15 protein-coding genes are annotated in these 15,334 nt (G+C 40.7%); 4 read left to right on the forward strand and 11 right to left on the reverse strand.

Annotated elements, in window-relative coordinates; all coding sequences use genetic code 11:
- Position 1: 1 nt before the first annotated feature.
- Positions 2 to 1,084 (forward strand): lipocalin-like domain-containing protein, encoded by a 1,083-nt coding sequence (locus CSC79_RS06905; protein ID WP_099295109.1) that lies wholly within the window; start codon positions 2 to 4, stop codon positions 1,082 to 1,084.
- A 76-nt stretch (positions 1,085 to 1,160) separates the two neighbouring features.
- On the opposite strand, the gene CSC79_RS06910 is transcribed toward CSC79_RS06905, so the two are convergent.
- The 11 genes from CSC79_RS06910 to CSC79_RS06960 form a co-directional block, all read right to left on the reverse strand.
- Positions 1,161 to 2,051, reverse strand: coding sequence for a hypothetical protein (locus CSC79_RS06910; protein ID WP_099295110.1), 891 nt, complete (start codon positions 2,049 to 2,051; stop codon positions 1,161 to 1,163).
- A 190-nt stretch (positions 2,052 to 2,241) separates the two neighbouring features.
- Positions 2,242 to 3,084 (reverse strand): DUF4198 domain-containing protein, encoded by an 843-nt coding sequence (locus CSC79_RS06915; RefSeq protein ID WP_099295111.1) that lies wholly within the window; start codon positions 3,082 to 3,084, stop codon positions 2,242 to 2,244.
- Between the two features lie 54 nt (positions 3,085 to 3,138).
- Positions 3,139 to 3,642, reverse strand: a complete 504-nt coding sequence (locus CSC79_RS06920; RefSeq protein ID WP_099295112.1) for a DUF2271 domain-containing protein — start codon at positions 3,640 to 3,642, stop codon at positions 3,139 to 3,141.
- Complete coding sequence (locus CSC79_RS06925; protein ID WP_099295113.1) at positions 3,642 to 4,274, reverse strand: PepSY-associated TM helix domain-containing protein; 633 nt, start codon at positions 4,272 to 4,274, stop codon at positions 3,642 to 3,644. The genes CSC79_RS06920 and CSC79_RS06925 overlap by 1 nt, the downstream gene beginning before the upstream one ends.
- A 75-nt stretch (positions 4,275 to 4,349) precedes the next feature.
- A complete protein-coding gene (locus CSC79_RS06930; RefSeq protein ID WP_099295114.1) occupies positions 4,350 to 4,745 on the reverse strand; it encodes a YbaN family protein in 396 nt (131 codons plus the stop codon).
- Positions 4,742 to 5,332, reverse strand: coding sequence for a biliverdin-producing heme oxygenase (locus tag CSC79_RS06935; RefSeq protein ID WP_099295115.1), 591 nt, complete (start codon positions 5,330 to 5,332; stop codon positions 4,742 to 4,744). Before CSC79_RS06935 ends, CSC79_RS06930 begins: the two co-directional genes overlap by 4 nt.
- A 59-nt stretch (positions 5,333 to 5,391) precedes the next feature.
- Positions 5,392 to 8,028 (reverse strand): TonB-dependent receptor, encoded by a 2,637-nt coding sequence (locus CSC79_RS06940; RefSeq protein WP_099295116.1) that lies wholly within the window; start codon positions 8,026 to 8,028, stop codon positions 5,392 to 5,394.
- 82 nt (positions 8,029 to 8,110) lie between these two features.
- Entirely contained in the window at positions 8,111 to 9,058 is a 948-nt protein-coding gene (locus CSC79_RS06945; protein WP_099295117.1) for a FecR domain-containing protein, read from the reverse strand.
- A 17-nt stretch (positions 9,059 to 9,075) separates the two neighbouring features.
- A complete protein-coding gene (locus CSC79_RS06950; protein WP_099295118.1) occupies positions 9,076 to 9,543 on the reverse strand; it encodes a sigma-70 family RNA polymerase sigma factor in 468 nt (155 codons plus the stop codon).
- Between the two features lie 147 nt (positions 9,544 to 9,690).
- Positions 9,691 to 11,001 (reverse strand): porin, encoded by a 1,311-nt coding sequence (locus CSC79_RS06955; RefSeq protein ID WP_099295119.1) that lies wholly within the window; start codon positions 10,999 to 11,001, stop codon positions 9,691 to 9,693.
- 257 nt (positions 11,002 to 11,258) lie between these two features.
- Positions 11,259 to 11,756, reverse strand: coding sequence for a MarR family transcriptional regulator (locus CSC79_RS06960; RefSeq protein ID WP_099295120.1), 498 nt, complete (start codon positions 11,754 to 11,756; stop codon positions 11,259 to 11,261).
- Positions 11,757 to 12,212: 456 nt separating this feature from the next.
- On the opposite strand from CSC79_RS06960, the gene CSC79_RS06965 reads away from it, so the two are divergent.
- The 3 genes from CSC79_RS06965 to CSC79_RS06975 all read left to right on the forward strand — a co-directional run bounded on the left by CSC79_RS06965 (position 12,213) and on the right by CSC79_RS06975 (position 15,209).
- A complete protein-coding gene (locus tag CSC79_RS06965) occupies positions 12,213 to 13,064 on the forward strand; it encodes a D-hexose-6-phosphate mutarotase (protein ID WP_099295274.1) in 852 nt (283 codons plus the stop codon).
- Between the two features lie 62 nt (positions 13,065 to 13,126).
- Positions 13,127 to 13,684: a PH domain-containing protein gene (locus CSC79_RS06970; protein WP_099295121.1), complete on the forward strand. Its 558-nt coding sequence runs from the start codon at positions 13,127 to 13,129 to the stop codon at positions 13,682 to 13,684.
- Complete coding sequence (locus CSC79_RS06975) at positions 13,677 to 15,209, forward strand: PH domain-containing protein (protein WP_099295122.1); 1,533 nt, start codon at positions 13,677 to 13,679, stop codon at positions 15,207 to 15,209. Before CSC79_RS06970 ends, CSC79_RS06975 begins: the two co-directional genes overlap by 8 nt.
- Positions 15,210 to 15,334: the final 125 nt, after the last annotated feature.

Raw genomic sequence — 15,334 nt, forward strand, 5'->3', positions numbered from 1 at the left:
CATGAATAGACTAAAAGCAGCCGTTACCTTTATTTTTATTGGCGTATTAAGCGCGTGCCAGCCAGAAGTAGAGCAAATAAGTAAAAATAAACAAATGCATAGCGGATTTGCACAGCAATTTGGTGAACCTGTAAATAAACACCAAGGGCTGAGCTTTCCACGCGATCATGGGGCGCATCATCAACAAGGAATTGAATGGTGGTACGTTACTGCTAATTTAAAGGCAGATAATGGCGACACCTTTGGTGTGCAATGGACTTTATTTAGACTCTCTGTCGATGAGCAAGGCTCACAAACAGAACCATCACCTTGGTGGAATGGGCAACTATATTTCGCTCACTTTGCAATACAAACCGATAACCAACATCAGGCGTTCGAGAAATATGGCCGCTCGGGACAAGTAAAGATAACAGCGCAGCCATTTGAGGCTCGCCTAGATGATTGGCAGCTAGCAAGTAAAGAGGCAACATTTTTACCGCTTAGCTTAAAGGCGCAGCAGGAAAATTACAGCGCTAATCTGGTGCTGGCTAATAGCCCGCTTGTAAAGCATGGCGAGCAAGGTTATAGCCAAAAAACCCACCAAGGGCATGCGTCTTATTACTACAGCTACCCGTTTTTACAAGCCAAAGGCGACATCACATTTGCGGGTAAAACTTTTAAAGTAACTGGAGATGCTTGGTTAGACAGAGAGTGGTCTTCGGCGCTAATCGATCCAACCCAAAATGGTTGGGACTGGTTTAGCATTCAGGCTGATGATCCCGCTTTAGGTGGCTTGATGGCGTTTTGTATTCGTAATAGTCAGCAAGAGTATGATTATTGCAGTGCATCACATATTACCCGTACTGGGCAGGTACGTGCCATTGCCAATCAAGAGGTGAGTCTACAAGTATTAAAAACACACGAGCTTGCAACGAAGACCTACCCAACTAAGTGGGCGCTCAACATAAAAGGGTTTGAATCTATTATAATTGATGCACGTAATCCTGATTCACGTAATCAATTAAGTATCCCGTATTGGGAAGGGCGTATTAAAACCCACGGTGGATTTGAAGGGAAAGGGTATGCAGAATTGGTGGGCTATTAACAGCCTACCAATTCGCGTAGAGAGTGCTGCTGAAGGTTGGCTTGTTCGCTAACATTCAGTTTCGTTAACCTGTTATTTAATTAAGTTTTACTGGGCCATTAATATTGTCGATACTCAAATCGCCAGATCCATCATCGATAATGGTCAGGCCTTTAGCATGATTAACGCGAATGCTGCCTGAGCCATCTTCAATAGTGACTAAGCCATTAATATGCTCGACATATATATCACCAGAGCCGTCTTCAATCGTTAAATAATTACCTAAACGTTCGGCATTGATGCTGCCAGAATTATCATCAATCTCTACGCTACCAGTAATATCAGTTAAGCTTAAATCGCCTGAGCCGTCTTCAATGTCCATCATGCCAGCAACATTTTTTGCGGTGATACTGCCTGAGCCATCACTTATCTCGATATTTCCAGTAATGTTTTGTAAGTAGATATCGCCTGAGCCATCATCTATTTCGAGGTCATGGCCTTGTTCTATATTGATACTGCCTGAGCCATCATCGATGTCCATATTGCCCAGCACACCATTAATATCAATATCACCAGAGCCATCTTCAATATCAAGGTTAAATGAATTTGGTACAGTCACAACTAAATCGATACTTGGAGAGCTGCCTTGGTAAACGACCATGCCCGATGCACTCTCATTTTTGGCAACAAGGACTGCTTTGTCGCCCTTTTGCTCAAGTGTTAAGATATAAGGGTCATCTGCTTTTGCAGTGTAAATGGTTGCATCAACAGTGATTTCAGTGGCGGTGTTTGAGCCTATTACTTTGAGTGAGCCGGCTTCTGCTTCAATATCGAGTTGTTGTAATTGAGCCGCTGATAAAGAAAGTTGTTGCTGTTGTTCTATATTGGCACTTGCCGTAGAAATATGAACAACACAGCCGCTCATCAAAAGAAGGCTTGTTGCAATAGGAAGTGCTTTAGTGAGTAAAGAGAGTGATTTATTCATCATTGTTAGTATGCTCGTTTTTTATTTAGATTAACTGCTTAGGTTTCTAAAAGCAAAAACAAAGCCAATATTTAACATACTGTTTTATAAGAAACTAATTTATATTAGTTTAAATAATCCAATACGCATTTAGCGCGCAGTACTAAAAAGTAGTGAAAGTGGCTAACATTGTTAACCACTCTATAAAAGCCGACTACTCAGGCGCAACGTCTAAAGTAGTAAACAAAGCGTAGCGAACAGTGTCGATACCTTTTTCTGTTGAGTCTTCGCTGACACTTGCCTCAATAAGGTATAAACCAGGGTGCTGCCAAGTATTTGTAAAGAAGCCTTGCTTATCAGTTGTTACTTTTACTTCGTTGCGTTCGTTGCGGTAGCGTGTGTCACCTTTTAAAATCGCAAGCTCAACATTTGCAGCTGGTTTACCATCTTTTAATAATTGAAAGCGTGCTTCTTCACCAACAAATAAATCATTTGGGTGAGTTGGGCCACTGATCTCTAAACCGCTACCTAGTAGGGCTGGCTTAGATGTGCCGTTACGGCTAACAAAAGTATCAACAGTTGAGAATGACTTCATGGTTCTGATATCTTTTGCGCCGGCTGGAATGTCTTTGCTATTTTTAGGGCCAAATACGCGGCCACGTTCGCCTTGCGCATCTTTGTAAAAAGTCATTATGCGCGGCTCGCGTTTCATGGCGATATGATAAGTGCCTTCATCAGCTAACTTTACCGCTGCTGAGTTTTTACGTTGTAAGTAGTAGGCGCGAATTCTATCACTTACCAGCTCACCATTCGGATCAAGAGCTATAATCAGATTATCGTCATACTCAGCCCCTTTTTGTTTTGGGCGATACGCTTTATCAGCAGAAAAAATTTCGTTAGAGATGCTGGCATCGATCATTACATAATGCGCTTTATCACCAGATAGCGATGTATGCGAAGGCACTAACCACTGTGCATGGGCACTTGCATAGCTAGAGGCAAGGGCGGTTAATGTTAGCGCGCCAACAAGAGCGCTTTTAAGTAAATTGGTTTTCATGATCTTTCCTTATTTAAATAATGTATAAGCATTTTTACTTGCTAGTTATTGCTGTTATTTGGCTTTGATCGTGATGAAGCTCTCGGAGAATTCTTTTTTGCCTGCAATAGTCATTTTTCCATCTTCGCTTAGATCCAATTCCATGCGTTTATAGTCTCTGCCGCCTTCTTCTCGCACTACTTCTAGATTAAGTAAATACTTACCAGCTGTGACGGGGTTTCCTTCTAGATCCTTACCATCCCAGTTAATTGTGTAGCTGCCAGGGCGTTTTGTTGCGCCTGTTACGCCATCAAAATTAGCATCGCTTTTACCTGCTTTACGCCACCATTGGCGTAAATCTTTAAACCATTCAGCTTTTTCTACCCAGAGTGAAACAGTGGTCACATGTTTACGTTTGGGAGTTTCAAGCCACACTGCTACGTACGGGCGGTGGTAAGGTTGTACATCAAGTTCTGGTAAGGTGAGCTCTATTTCGAGCTCTGCTGCGCTGGTATTTGATTGAAATAAAGCAGCTGTAAATAGTATTATTGCACTGCATAACGTATTAATTTTTAACATTAAGACACTCCTTTTAGTTGTGGAACCCAGCATAAATAAATGACAGCAGGCGTTGCGACCCCAAGCACTGTTAGCCATATTCCTACCAAGCGTTTTTTTCTATTTTGAAACAAAATAACCATGCCGGTGATAGCAAATAAAATCATCAAAGCAGCAGAAATATCAATCACCCAGCTCCATGCTTTACCGGTGTGGCGGCCTTTATGTAAGTCACCAATTAGGCTCAATAAACCACCTGTTTGATATTCAAGATTGAGCTCACCACTCATAAAATCAATTTCAGCAAAGGCAAAGCCGGCAGGAAGTGGGTAGTCGAGCATGACGAGTGCATCTTCTTTTTCCCAGTCGATACTTTTAACCTGTGTTAAGCCATACTCTACGGCTAAATAGGCTTCTATTTCAGGGTAAAGAGTAGGAAGCGCATCAATATTATGTTTGGCTTTAGTTATCATGGCTTCGGGCAATGCGATGGTTTGATGGCCATCTGTTTTGTCGCCCTTAAGCCAATCAACATGGTTTAATACAATGCCGCTGATACAAAACAAAATGAGTAAAAATAACAGGGCGGTAGAAAGGTAAATATGCAGCATACGGCTAATACTGTACATCGCACGCTTATTCATAAATGGCATAGATAACAAAGTAAAATTAATTATTTTGTTTATGATAATGATTTGTATTAACTATAACAACAAAATTTACGAAGTTTACATTTCTGGTATACGAGAAGGGCGCGTTAATAAGTAGGCCATAACAGCTAGTTCAATTCCCGCAACAAGAGCAATGATCCAAATGGGTGGGGTGCTTAACACTAATAAAATAAATCCTGCAAGCATGCCTATGCCAGCAAACCATTTAGCTTTTAGTGGCACGACCTTATGGCTGTGCCAATGGCGCAAAGTCGCGCCATAACGAGGATGTTCAAGTAACCAAGTCGCAAGCTTTGGCGATGAGCGTGTAAAGCATGCCAACGCCAAAATAAAGAAAATAGTGGTGGGCATTACAGGTAACAAAATGCCAATGATGCCCAAACCAACTAACGCTAACCCTAATAGTTGGTATCCCGTATTCTTATATGCGACTAAAGCGACCTTTAAATTCATGAATAGACATGCGCCTGAAAAAGTTGGAATCGAGTAAATGCTTGGCGAGCACCATCAATCAGTGCGCGCTCTTGTGTGTCATTTAGCTCAATACTATCAATTAATTGTACTAGATGACGCCAGTCACTGCCACGACCTGCACCAGGGCCTGCTAAATAATGAGCGCCATACTCTTTTGTTAACTGTAGTCTAGCTTGCGCTTGTTTGCCTAGCATTGCAGCGCCCACTTTTGAACCTTCTACTACATAAAGCCAGCCCAGCGCTGTTGCAAAGTCAGTTTCGTTGCTAATTAATGAAGTGAACGCTGATGCAGGCACGGGGTATTCAAGATCTTGAAAGTCTTGCTCAAGCATATTTAAACGTCGGCGCGCTGCTAAATTTTCAATGACCATATTTAATTCACTGTGTTCATAAAGCGCAGTTACATCATTTAAAAAATAATATTGTAACGTTAAAAACTGGATATAGTTTTCAGTGTTTGCAAATGGGTCTTTATCCATAATGCTTTTATCTATGTTGTCATGTACGTCAGCTGTACTGGCTTTTAATTGTAATGCACGAGAGGGTGCTAAAGTGGTGCTAGTCATGTTGACTCCTAGTTATGACGGTTTAAGTAAAAGTGGGCTAAGTGAATAGCCCTAATTAGCTATAGCTTTATCTCTAGCCCCAAAGTTACAGTTCTGCCTGGCTCTGGCATGGCAACAATTGAACCGGATGACACTATGTATCTATCTGTGAGGTTAGTGATTGTGGTAAATCCGCTGAACATATCGTTAAACTTATAGTTCGCGTAAAAATCGAGTTGATAACTTGCTGGAATTTTACTAACTGCCTTGGCACCAGTACCGCTTAAAAATCCTGCAGGATGCTGCTTGTCAGAATGCCCTTTATAAGTGAAGCCGATGTCCAGTTGATCATCAATAAAGGTGCTCCCAAAGCCAACAACAAGGTTTCGTTTAGGAGGAATACGAAGGGGCGTTAAACTGCCTGAAAAACCTTGACCGTTACAGCGATCAACTTGCTCAATATCACTAATTAAGGCAGAACAGATTTTTATATTGGTGTAATTGGTATATGAAACTGTGCTGTAAAATAAATCACTTTGGTAATTAAGATTAAGCTCAATACCTGGTAACTCAAAGCTATCGTAATTGGTGAATGTATATTTTGTAGTTTGCCATGGTTCAGCATCCGGATCTTTATTTGGCAATTGTGCGGTTGCTAACATGTGCTCAATACGAGTGTCGAAATAGCTAGCGGATAGCGTTAGACGATCCCCTTTAATTAACGCATTACTAAAATGGCTTTCAATACCTAATTCAAAGGTGTTGCTGTTTTCAGGTATAACAGGGTAATCAGACGAGTAGGTAAATACTTCATTTGAAATAGTCGTCTCGTAGATATTAGGCATTCGATACGCTTTGCTGTACTTTGCTTTTAGCGTGGTGTTATCAAATACATTGTAATGAAGCAGTGCTGTAAAATCTGTTTTTGGCGAAAACTTTATTTCATGCTCCCCTTGATAGTCATGCGTACTAGAATCATGGTGGTTTAGGTTCAAGGTTAACTCAATGGGATCGAAATCAAACTGGCCATTTGCAAACACACTGCGAACAGTTTGTTTGCCGTCACGAGAGGTGGTTTTATCTGTGTAAAAATACTCCAGTGCTCCTGCTTTAGGTTTTAGTACCTCGTTTTGCCAAGAAGCGCCATACATTAATACTGTGGGGATTGAAGAAACAGTAAAAGCAGCGCTGTTATAAATTCCGACACCGTGGCGTTGGTTGCTGTATTCGTGAAAGTATTGCAGTGCATTAGGGCCTAAATTACTGGCCAAGGCGTTATACTGTTGTAACTTTGCGTTGGTTGTCCATGCGTTGATCTTTAAATCGATTAATGGATTATTTGTGGGTAGAAAGCGATAAAGCAAGCTTGCGCTATTAACCAGCGCTGTACCAGGCTGCCATTGTGGCATGGTTTCTATATTGGCGGGTATTGTGCCATATTCACCATCAGGGAGTATCCAAAAATCCCCTTCACGTTGCTTGAACCAGTATGAAGCCAACATTTCACCCGCTTGTTGCTGGTGATGGCGAGTATTTAATTCAATGTCATGTTCATCGTTAAAAGCATACTGTACTTTTGCAAGGTAGGATTCGCTTTCAAAGCTGGTATTGACTACTTCACCGTTTTGATTAACAGGGGGTAATACTTGGCCCCACTCATACGTTTCAACAAAGTTTTCAAAGCCGTGTTTACCAGCAAAATAGTTACCTGTTTTTTTATCACTATAGGCAAGCACAGCATTTAATTGATCCGTTTTAAATGCACCTGCGAGTAAAATACCGCCATTATCAAAGTCACTAGTGCTATTGTGGTTACTCACCTGATAGTACTGTTGCTGCCATGGGTTATCGGAAACTGTAGGTGTGTGATTATTATTATACGTTTTAAGCTTAATCAACGCGCCAACGCTTTGATCCTTTGTCAAAATATCAGTGGTGTTGAGTGTTCTGATATTAACTGTTCCGCCAATTGCGCCAGCACTAAATGCGCTACTTTTTGCTGTTGCACCCTTTTCAATGGCAACAGTACTAATAAAATCTGAGTCGATGTAGGTTCTATCTGAGGTGCCCATGTAACCACGGTTTGTGTGGGTGGACTGCAAGCTCCCATCAATAAAAATAGGCACTCGACCTTCACCTTGAACACCACGAATACCAATATCGAGTGCGCCAGCTTCGTTACGTAAATTATTTGCGTCGATGCCGGTAAACGTTGAAAAAATATCTGAATTTGAACTGCCTTTACTGCGGTCGAGCTGGTGGCGGTCTAATTGAATTTTGTTGCCACTTACAACAATGACTTCGATGTTTTCAGGGGTATCTTTATGGGCGTGCTTATTCGCTTTTTTATTGTGCAAATCACGCTTATTTTGTTGTTTTGTTTCTTTTATAGCCCCATTTTTCTGGATAATAATGCTGTTATTGACAACTTTTGCACTGAGGCCAGTGTCTTCTAATGTAAATGTTAAAGCGCCTATTAGTGTTTTTTGTCCATAAATGGCTGGTGCTTTTAGCCCTTGCAATAAAGATGCATCTGCAATGAGATTCATATTTGCTTGCTCAGCGAGCAAATTAAGTGAAGTACTCAAAGGCTGTTGAGCAATATTAAACGTTACTATAGTGGAGGTACTTTGAGCTGTTGTGGGAAAGCTAACAGCAACCCCTAAAGCTAAGGCGATGGGAGATAGTTTAATACCGTAACGAGTTATTGTATTCATTGCAATTGTTCCATATAAAGCAAAGTTGTTTATATGAAAACGAATGATAATGAGAATCCCTCAATAAAAAGATGATTTATTTTTAAGAATTGTCCGCCTTACTTATAATAACTTGATTATTATGGCTTTTAATTTCAACAGGGAGCACGTGTGGTAATAGATTTAGAAAGTTATCAAGTTGAACAGCTGAAAATGTCCCAGATAACTTTAGCGCAGCAACTCGATTATCGGAGAACGTAAACTCAGTGTCATGATAACGGTTAAATTCAGCACATACTTCAACAAGCGGTGCATTACTAAAAACTAACCGACCACTACGCCACGCATCAACAAGTGTGGGGTCTATTGTTTGCACATTCATTCCAAGCTCGTTAAATACAACGTGCTGTCCTTGTACTAACTCAATTAGGTGGTGGTTGTTTTGTATCTTTACCCTTCCATGTTCGACGCTGATACGCGTGCTATGCTTTTTTTTATCAACGCTGAAGCGAGTGCCCAGTACGGTGATTTTTGTATCATCAGTGCTAACAATAAAAGGACGCTGTAAGTCATTGGCCACATTAAAAAATACACGCCCTTGAACGAGTTTGTTTTTACGTGAGTTAGGGTTAAAGTCGAGTGAAATTTGTGTTTTAGCATCTACGCTTAGCTGGGAACCATCGGGTAGAGCAATATCAAATTGTTCACCTCGGTTTGATTTATAATGAGCAGTATACTGGGTGGGCGATACTTCATTTGGCCACAACTGATACCCGGTAATAGTGAGCATTAAACAGGCAGCACATGCTGCTATAGCCCATGTAGATAAAAATCTTTTAGGTTTTGGTGTATTGAGTTGTTCAATTTCATGTTCACTAAATTGCGTTAATAGCCGTTCAATCTGCACACTTTCTTGGAAAGCGGTTTGATGCGCTTTACTGGTATTGAGCCATTGAATAAAAGCCTGTTTTTGTGATGCAGTTAACCCAACTTTTTGTTTTTCAAGCCAGGTATTTGCTTGCAGTTGCAATTGTGTTTGCTGACGGTCCATTGCTTATATTCCCGTGGTTATTTTTTTATTGTATTGCGACATGCCAGCATAGCGATGGCTAAATGTTTTTCAACCATGCTGACAGAAATCCCCATCTGATCTGCAACTTGTTGGTACGTTAGGTTTTTAAATTTATAAAGTACAAAGGCTTGTTTAGTTTTCTGAGGTAATTGCTCAATACACCTATAAAGCAGACTGAGCTGTTGTTGGCTGGCCAGCTTTGCTTCGGGTTCATAATCGCTAGGTGCGATCAACTCTTGCTCAACAGGGTCTGTAACGGTGTAATTACGGCGATAGTTATCAATAACGATGTGTTTAGCCGTTTTGAAAAATAAAGCCCGCTGCTGGGATGTGTCATGCTCAGGGTTGCGTTTGCGGTAGCTTAATAAGCGTGTGTATGCTTCTTGAACGATGTTTTGCGCTTTATCTTTGCAACCAACAGAGCGAGAAATATAACTTAATACTTCAGCATAATAGCGTTCCAAGGCGCACCAATTTAAGGTTTCTAAAAAGGGGGCGGATACTAACGTTAATTCACTCAAATGACAATAGTTTTTATTTGTATTTGTGTGTTTTAAAAGCAGCTGTTTGATTTAAGGTCAGCCCAGTATGACTACCGGGCTGAGGGGGGCTTAAAAGTAATAACCAACATTTATGTTGAAGCGGCGTTCGGTTTCGCTGCTATCACCAGCAATTGAGCCGCCGACAAATGGTTGGTTTTTCGCGAAGACGTAATCTACATAGGTGAACAGGCCACCAGCGGCAATTGAAAAGCCGGTTACGTTCATCCAAGTATCTTCTGTATTATCTGACTTATCGTAAATGATGCCATAGTCATTATAAAACTGTAGGCCTGTTACAGGGCCCCATTCTACAGGTACACTGTAAGCAATGTTTGCATTGGTCATGGTTGCTTCTGCAGCAATACTGTCATAGAACGAATAAGCGCCAACGGCCATGCGGTTGGCGTTATCAACGTCGTAATTGTATTCACCGTGTTGTAACTGAAAGTTCCACTGACCTACAGTGCTATTTAAGTGCATTGCCCATGCATTGTAATCACCAGCACGATCAACACCGTCATGTAAACCACCAGCTAAGGCTGAGAAACCTAACTCTGTAGTACCACCTTCGTGTTCAAGGTGATAAGCATAGCGCCCTGAAAAAGTATTGTATTCGCCTATCGCACTGGCAGGCTCAGCGTAAACGCCTTCATCAACAGCTCTAAAGCCAACAACATCATATGAGTAGCGATCGCTGCGGTTATCAACATAGCCATCAACTCCCCCTTGCTCATCATTTTTGAAAAAGCCAAGGTCAAGCTGCCAGTTGTCGGCGATTTTACGCTTGAAGAGCACACCCATATCGTGGTCATCTTCAAGGCCAATGTAATATGTAGTACCGAAGAAATAGTTATGAGAATTATATGGCCAGTTGCCGAATGGCACTTTAGTGATACCTGCTTGGACTTGCCAATCATCGGCAAAGTCATAAGCAGCATAAGCATATTTAACTGCGGTCATGTAATCAAAAAAGCGAATTTCCGCATTGAGCATCACGCCGCCAACATCACCAGAGAAATTCAGTCTGAAAATGTCAAAGTCGTAGTCACCACCACGATCTTTACTGTCTTCATCATAAGATGTGTGGCTGTAGTTGGTTCTTACTGCGCCGCCAACTTTAATACCCTGCGACTCTTTAACAGGTTTAGCTTCAGCAACGAGTTGCTCTTCAACTTTTTGTTGTTTCGCTATTTGTCGATCAATGGCTTGCTGTTGTTGTGTCGATTTTTGCTCGGCAGCATCTAGTTTTTTCTGGAGTTGCTGCATCTGTTGTTGCAGTAGCTTTAGCTGAGCTTGCATGTCATCAATATCTGATGCATTTGAAGAGGTTGAAACGGCGCCCAGCATAATTGCGAGGGCTATCTTTGAAGGTTTAAGCATGAGTCATCGCTAATGTGAATTTAGGTACTATTTAGGATAGATTAAATTAGCTTTTAACCCAAGTCTTGACGGTAAATTAGACGTAAAAAGCAATAAATTTCAAAACTTAAGTCGTTTTGAATAAATAGCTTTTTATTATATTGTGGTAAGAATGCGAGCTAATAAGGGAATTTCTCAGCTGTTATGAAGCCTACTGATTGCTAGTCTCGCGTTGCGTTAATCACAGCGCGACCTATATTCAGATAGGCTTGCAAACTCTATTGTTCAGGTGTTTTTTGCTCAGCTTGCTTTGTTAACGCACCTACTTCAAGTAATGGGGAGGCATCTATTTTATCTGCATCCATCATCGCTGCAATTCGTTGCATAGATGATAATAACTGGCTTTGTTCCCACTCATCTAAGGCCGTAAACTTTTCGATAAAGTGCTCTTGTAAAGGTTGTGGGGCATTAGCGAGCAGCTCTTTACCTATCTGTGTTAGATACAAGCTAACCCGACGCTTGTCTAACTGGCTTCGTACACGACTAACCAAGTTGCGGTTTTCAAGACGGTCGAGGATATTCGTTACAGTTGCAGGGCTCAAATTGACATTCTGAGCGATGCGGCTAGCTGTTATGCCATCGCTTTGATCAACCTCATGCATGATAAGTAGTTGGGGGCCTGTTAAGCCAGATGTTTTATTTAATTGCTTTGAATGAAGATCAATAGCCCGGATCACGCGGCGTAAAGCGACCAGTAACTCATCATATTTTTGCATTTTGTATCTCGTAAAAAAGGAGGTTATTACGATCTTAGCGCGATCGCAGTTGATAAATATTACACTTCAAATAAATAGAGTTCAAATAGAAAAATGTGTTTGTGTGTTGAGGGCAAAGTTTAGTCAATATATTGCTGCTAGTCGCTCTATATAGCATAAGCCATGCACAATAATTTGTGTATGGGCAAAGTAAAGGTAATCGAGATGTTGTTTAGAAAGTGAATGGTTTTAGCTTAATAGATATGATGCAAAGGAGGTTAAAATTGCTTTGAGTTGAAATGAAAATAACTTAACTGGGCTCTCATTTTATTAAATGTTGTTCACACTCACACTACTGAACTTAGGCGACAGAGTGAGAAATTATAACTTTGAACTAAAAACGCTTAATAAATATTTACTATTGCGTAAAGTATTGGGTAAGGTATGGCAGGCTTTTTCATTATTATGGGACGTATTATGAAGTTATCTCCATCTGTAAGCATCGAACATTCTGATTCAGGCTTAGAGTACATTAATGTCGCAAGCGACACGTGCACGGCTAAAATTTACCTCCAAGGCGCGCAGTTAACCCAGTTCACGCCGGCGGGGAAAAAGCCGCTGATTTGGGTATCAAGTGAAGAAGATTATCAAGAAGGTAAAAGTATACGTGGTGGTATTCCTATTTGCTGGCCTTGGTTTGGCGTTAACTCGAATCCTGATTGGCCTATTCACGGTGTAGCACGCACTCATCTTTGGCGTGCAGATGAAGTATCAGAAAATGATGGCGTAATTCGGGTTAGCTTAACGCTCCCAATGACGCAAATAGATGAGACTTATTGGCCATATAAATCGACCTTGAAAGTTGAATTCATATTAACGAGTAAGCTTGAAGTTCGTTTAACCACAACTAACCTTAGCGACCAAGCAATTACTTTTACTCAAGCTTTACATACGTATTTTCCTACGCCCGCAATTGAAGAAACTAAAGTAGACGGGCTTCAAGGTTCTAAATTCATAGAGTTCGGTGAAGGTCCATTTGATCAAAGTGAGCTGGTCGGGTTTGCGCGTGAGACTGACATGGTTTATACCCAAGCACCTGCTACACAAAGAATTATTACCCCTGATGGGATTATCGAAGTGGGTCGCGAAAACTCAACGTCTTGTGTGCTATGGAACCCGTGGATAGATAAATCAAAGCGCTTGTCTAACTTTGCTGATGATGAATACCATACAATGCTGTGTTTAGAAGCTGCAAACGTGATGGATGATAGTGCAACTGTGGCGCCTGGGCAAAGCCACACATTAGGCACGACCATTAGCTGGGTTTAATCGTTTACAGGCAAAACCAAGCCAACGTACGTTATGTTGGCTTGTAAAAGGATAGATGCACCGTGTTTGAAAATTACCAACTCGACTCTTTACCGCAACACCAAGATATCGTATTTAAACCGCTTGCAGATAATGCATTACTTTATGTGCAACTGAGTTGGCTGTTGTTCTACGTGCCCTTAATGCTAATTCTAGCTGCTGTTTGTTATTTTAATGATAAATTTGCCAGCATGGCGCAACTCCCCTTGTTAATTGCGCTCCCGATTATTTTAATATTGTCATTAGCTTATAACGTGCTAAGTGTCAGGCTGCGGGGGATCGCAGTACGAAATCATGATATTGCCTTTAAAAAAGGCGTTATTTGGCAGCAAGTTACAATTTTGCCGCTCTCTCGAGTACAACATACAGAAATACACAGAGGCCCTTTAGAGCGAAAGCTAGGCCTTGGTAGCCTTCGTTTATACAGTGCTGGGGGGATGAGTGCAGACTTAAGCATTAGTGGCTTAAGCCACTATGATTGCAAAGACATTCGCCAATTTGTACAAGATTATACTCAGCCAACACACTCAAATACCCAACTCAATGACGCAACGATAAGTGAAGCCCCAAGCAATGGATGAGCAACAATGGCAAAGAGTATCGCCATGGGCGTTAGTGTACTTTGTATTGCACTTTGCTTTTCGCTTTATAAAAGATGGCATTTTTAATTTATTACCAATCGCAGTCCTATTTGTTACTCAAGTCCAAAATAAACTATTTTGGGGTCAAGTTGCTGCGGTTGTTGCTGTTATAGCATTACTTATTTATTCGGTTGCTTACTATATAAACTTTCGATTTTGTATAACTGATGAACACGATATTTTACTTAACAAAGGTGTATTCAAAAAAGAGCGTTTAACGCTGAGCTTTTTGCGGGTACAGAATGTAAATGTAGCCGAGCCTTTTTATTTTAAGCCCCTAGGTTTGGTTAATTGTATTTTCGACGCCGCAGGAAGTGTGTCACAAGAAGTTATATTGCCTGGTGTAACGGCTAAATATGCTGATGCGATGCGTGAGCGTGTACTTACTTATAAAGAAAATGAGCAAGAGCAGAGCTCAGAGCCTTCTACAACTGATTTGGCTGAAGAGCAATCGCAACGCAACTTAACGCTCAGTAATAAAGAGGTGGCTAAGTTTGGCTTAATATCGAACATGGCTATTCTTGCGCTTGCTGCCTTAGCACCGTTTATGAATGTTTTATTTGAGTTTTTAGAAGAGGCGGTTATTAATCGTCTCGAAACTTTTTATGAGCAAGAAGTTGGCATGCTAGTAAATGCAGCTGCATTGGCTGTATTTTCGATTTTATTTTTAGTCGTTATCGTCGCAATTTTCCTGTCTGTGGTGATGGCGCTGATACGGTTTTATAATTATGAGTTATATTTCAGTGAAGGTAAGTTTAAACGTATTGCGGGCTTATTAGAGCGACACCAATTATCAGTGAGCTTGGAAAAGGTTCAATCAATATCTATTAAACAAAACCTGATCGCACGTGTTTTAAAACGTTACACCATCCAATGTTTTCAGGCCACTAGTGGGCATGCGATAGGTGCAAAAAACAAGCAAAGTTTAGTCATGCCTGTACTCGATGTTACGCAAGTCAACCAAATGCTGTTATGGATTTACCCTTGGCTGGATCAAACAGGATTTGACTTGAAAGCACTTAACTTTAAAGGTGTTGAGAGAGCTTTGCTGCTAAAAAATCTTTGCTTTTACGCGCTGACTCCAAGTGTCTTATTAGCTGCTTTTAGCTATGTTACTGACGTTATTAACCCCTTGTATTGTATTTTTATTTTTGCTTTATTAAGTATGTTCGCATTTTTGTCATATAAACGATACGGGTATTATTTTTATCAACATGAGGGGCGCTACTACGGCATTTTCAGAAGCGGCATGCTGGGTGTGCAATATCGCGTATTTGAATTATATAAAGCGCAAAGTGCTAATAGCATCAGCACCTACTTTATGCGTAAAAGTGGTTTGAAAAGCTTGTCTATACAACTAGCGTCAGGCACGGTTTCATTACCTTATCTTAAAAAAGACATCGCTAACGGTATAATCGACTTTATGATGTTTCAGGCTGAATCAGAGAAACGAAACTGGATGTAAAACCCCTTTATTGCAAATAGTTATCAATTGCATTGACTCTTTTCACACTGATATTATACTAATCAATATCAGTTTTTAAAGAATCAGGGATATGATGGTTTTAACATTATGTTTAATAGCGTTTT

The organism is Pseudoalteromonas sp. 3D05, assembly GCF_002723455.1.
In the GTDB taxonomy this organism is placed as follows: domain Bacteria; phylum Pseudomonadota; class Gammaproteobacteria; order Enterobacterales; family Alteromonadaceae; genus Pseudoalteromonas.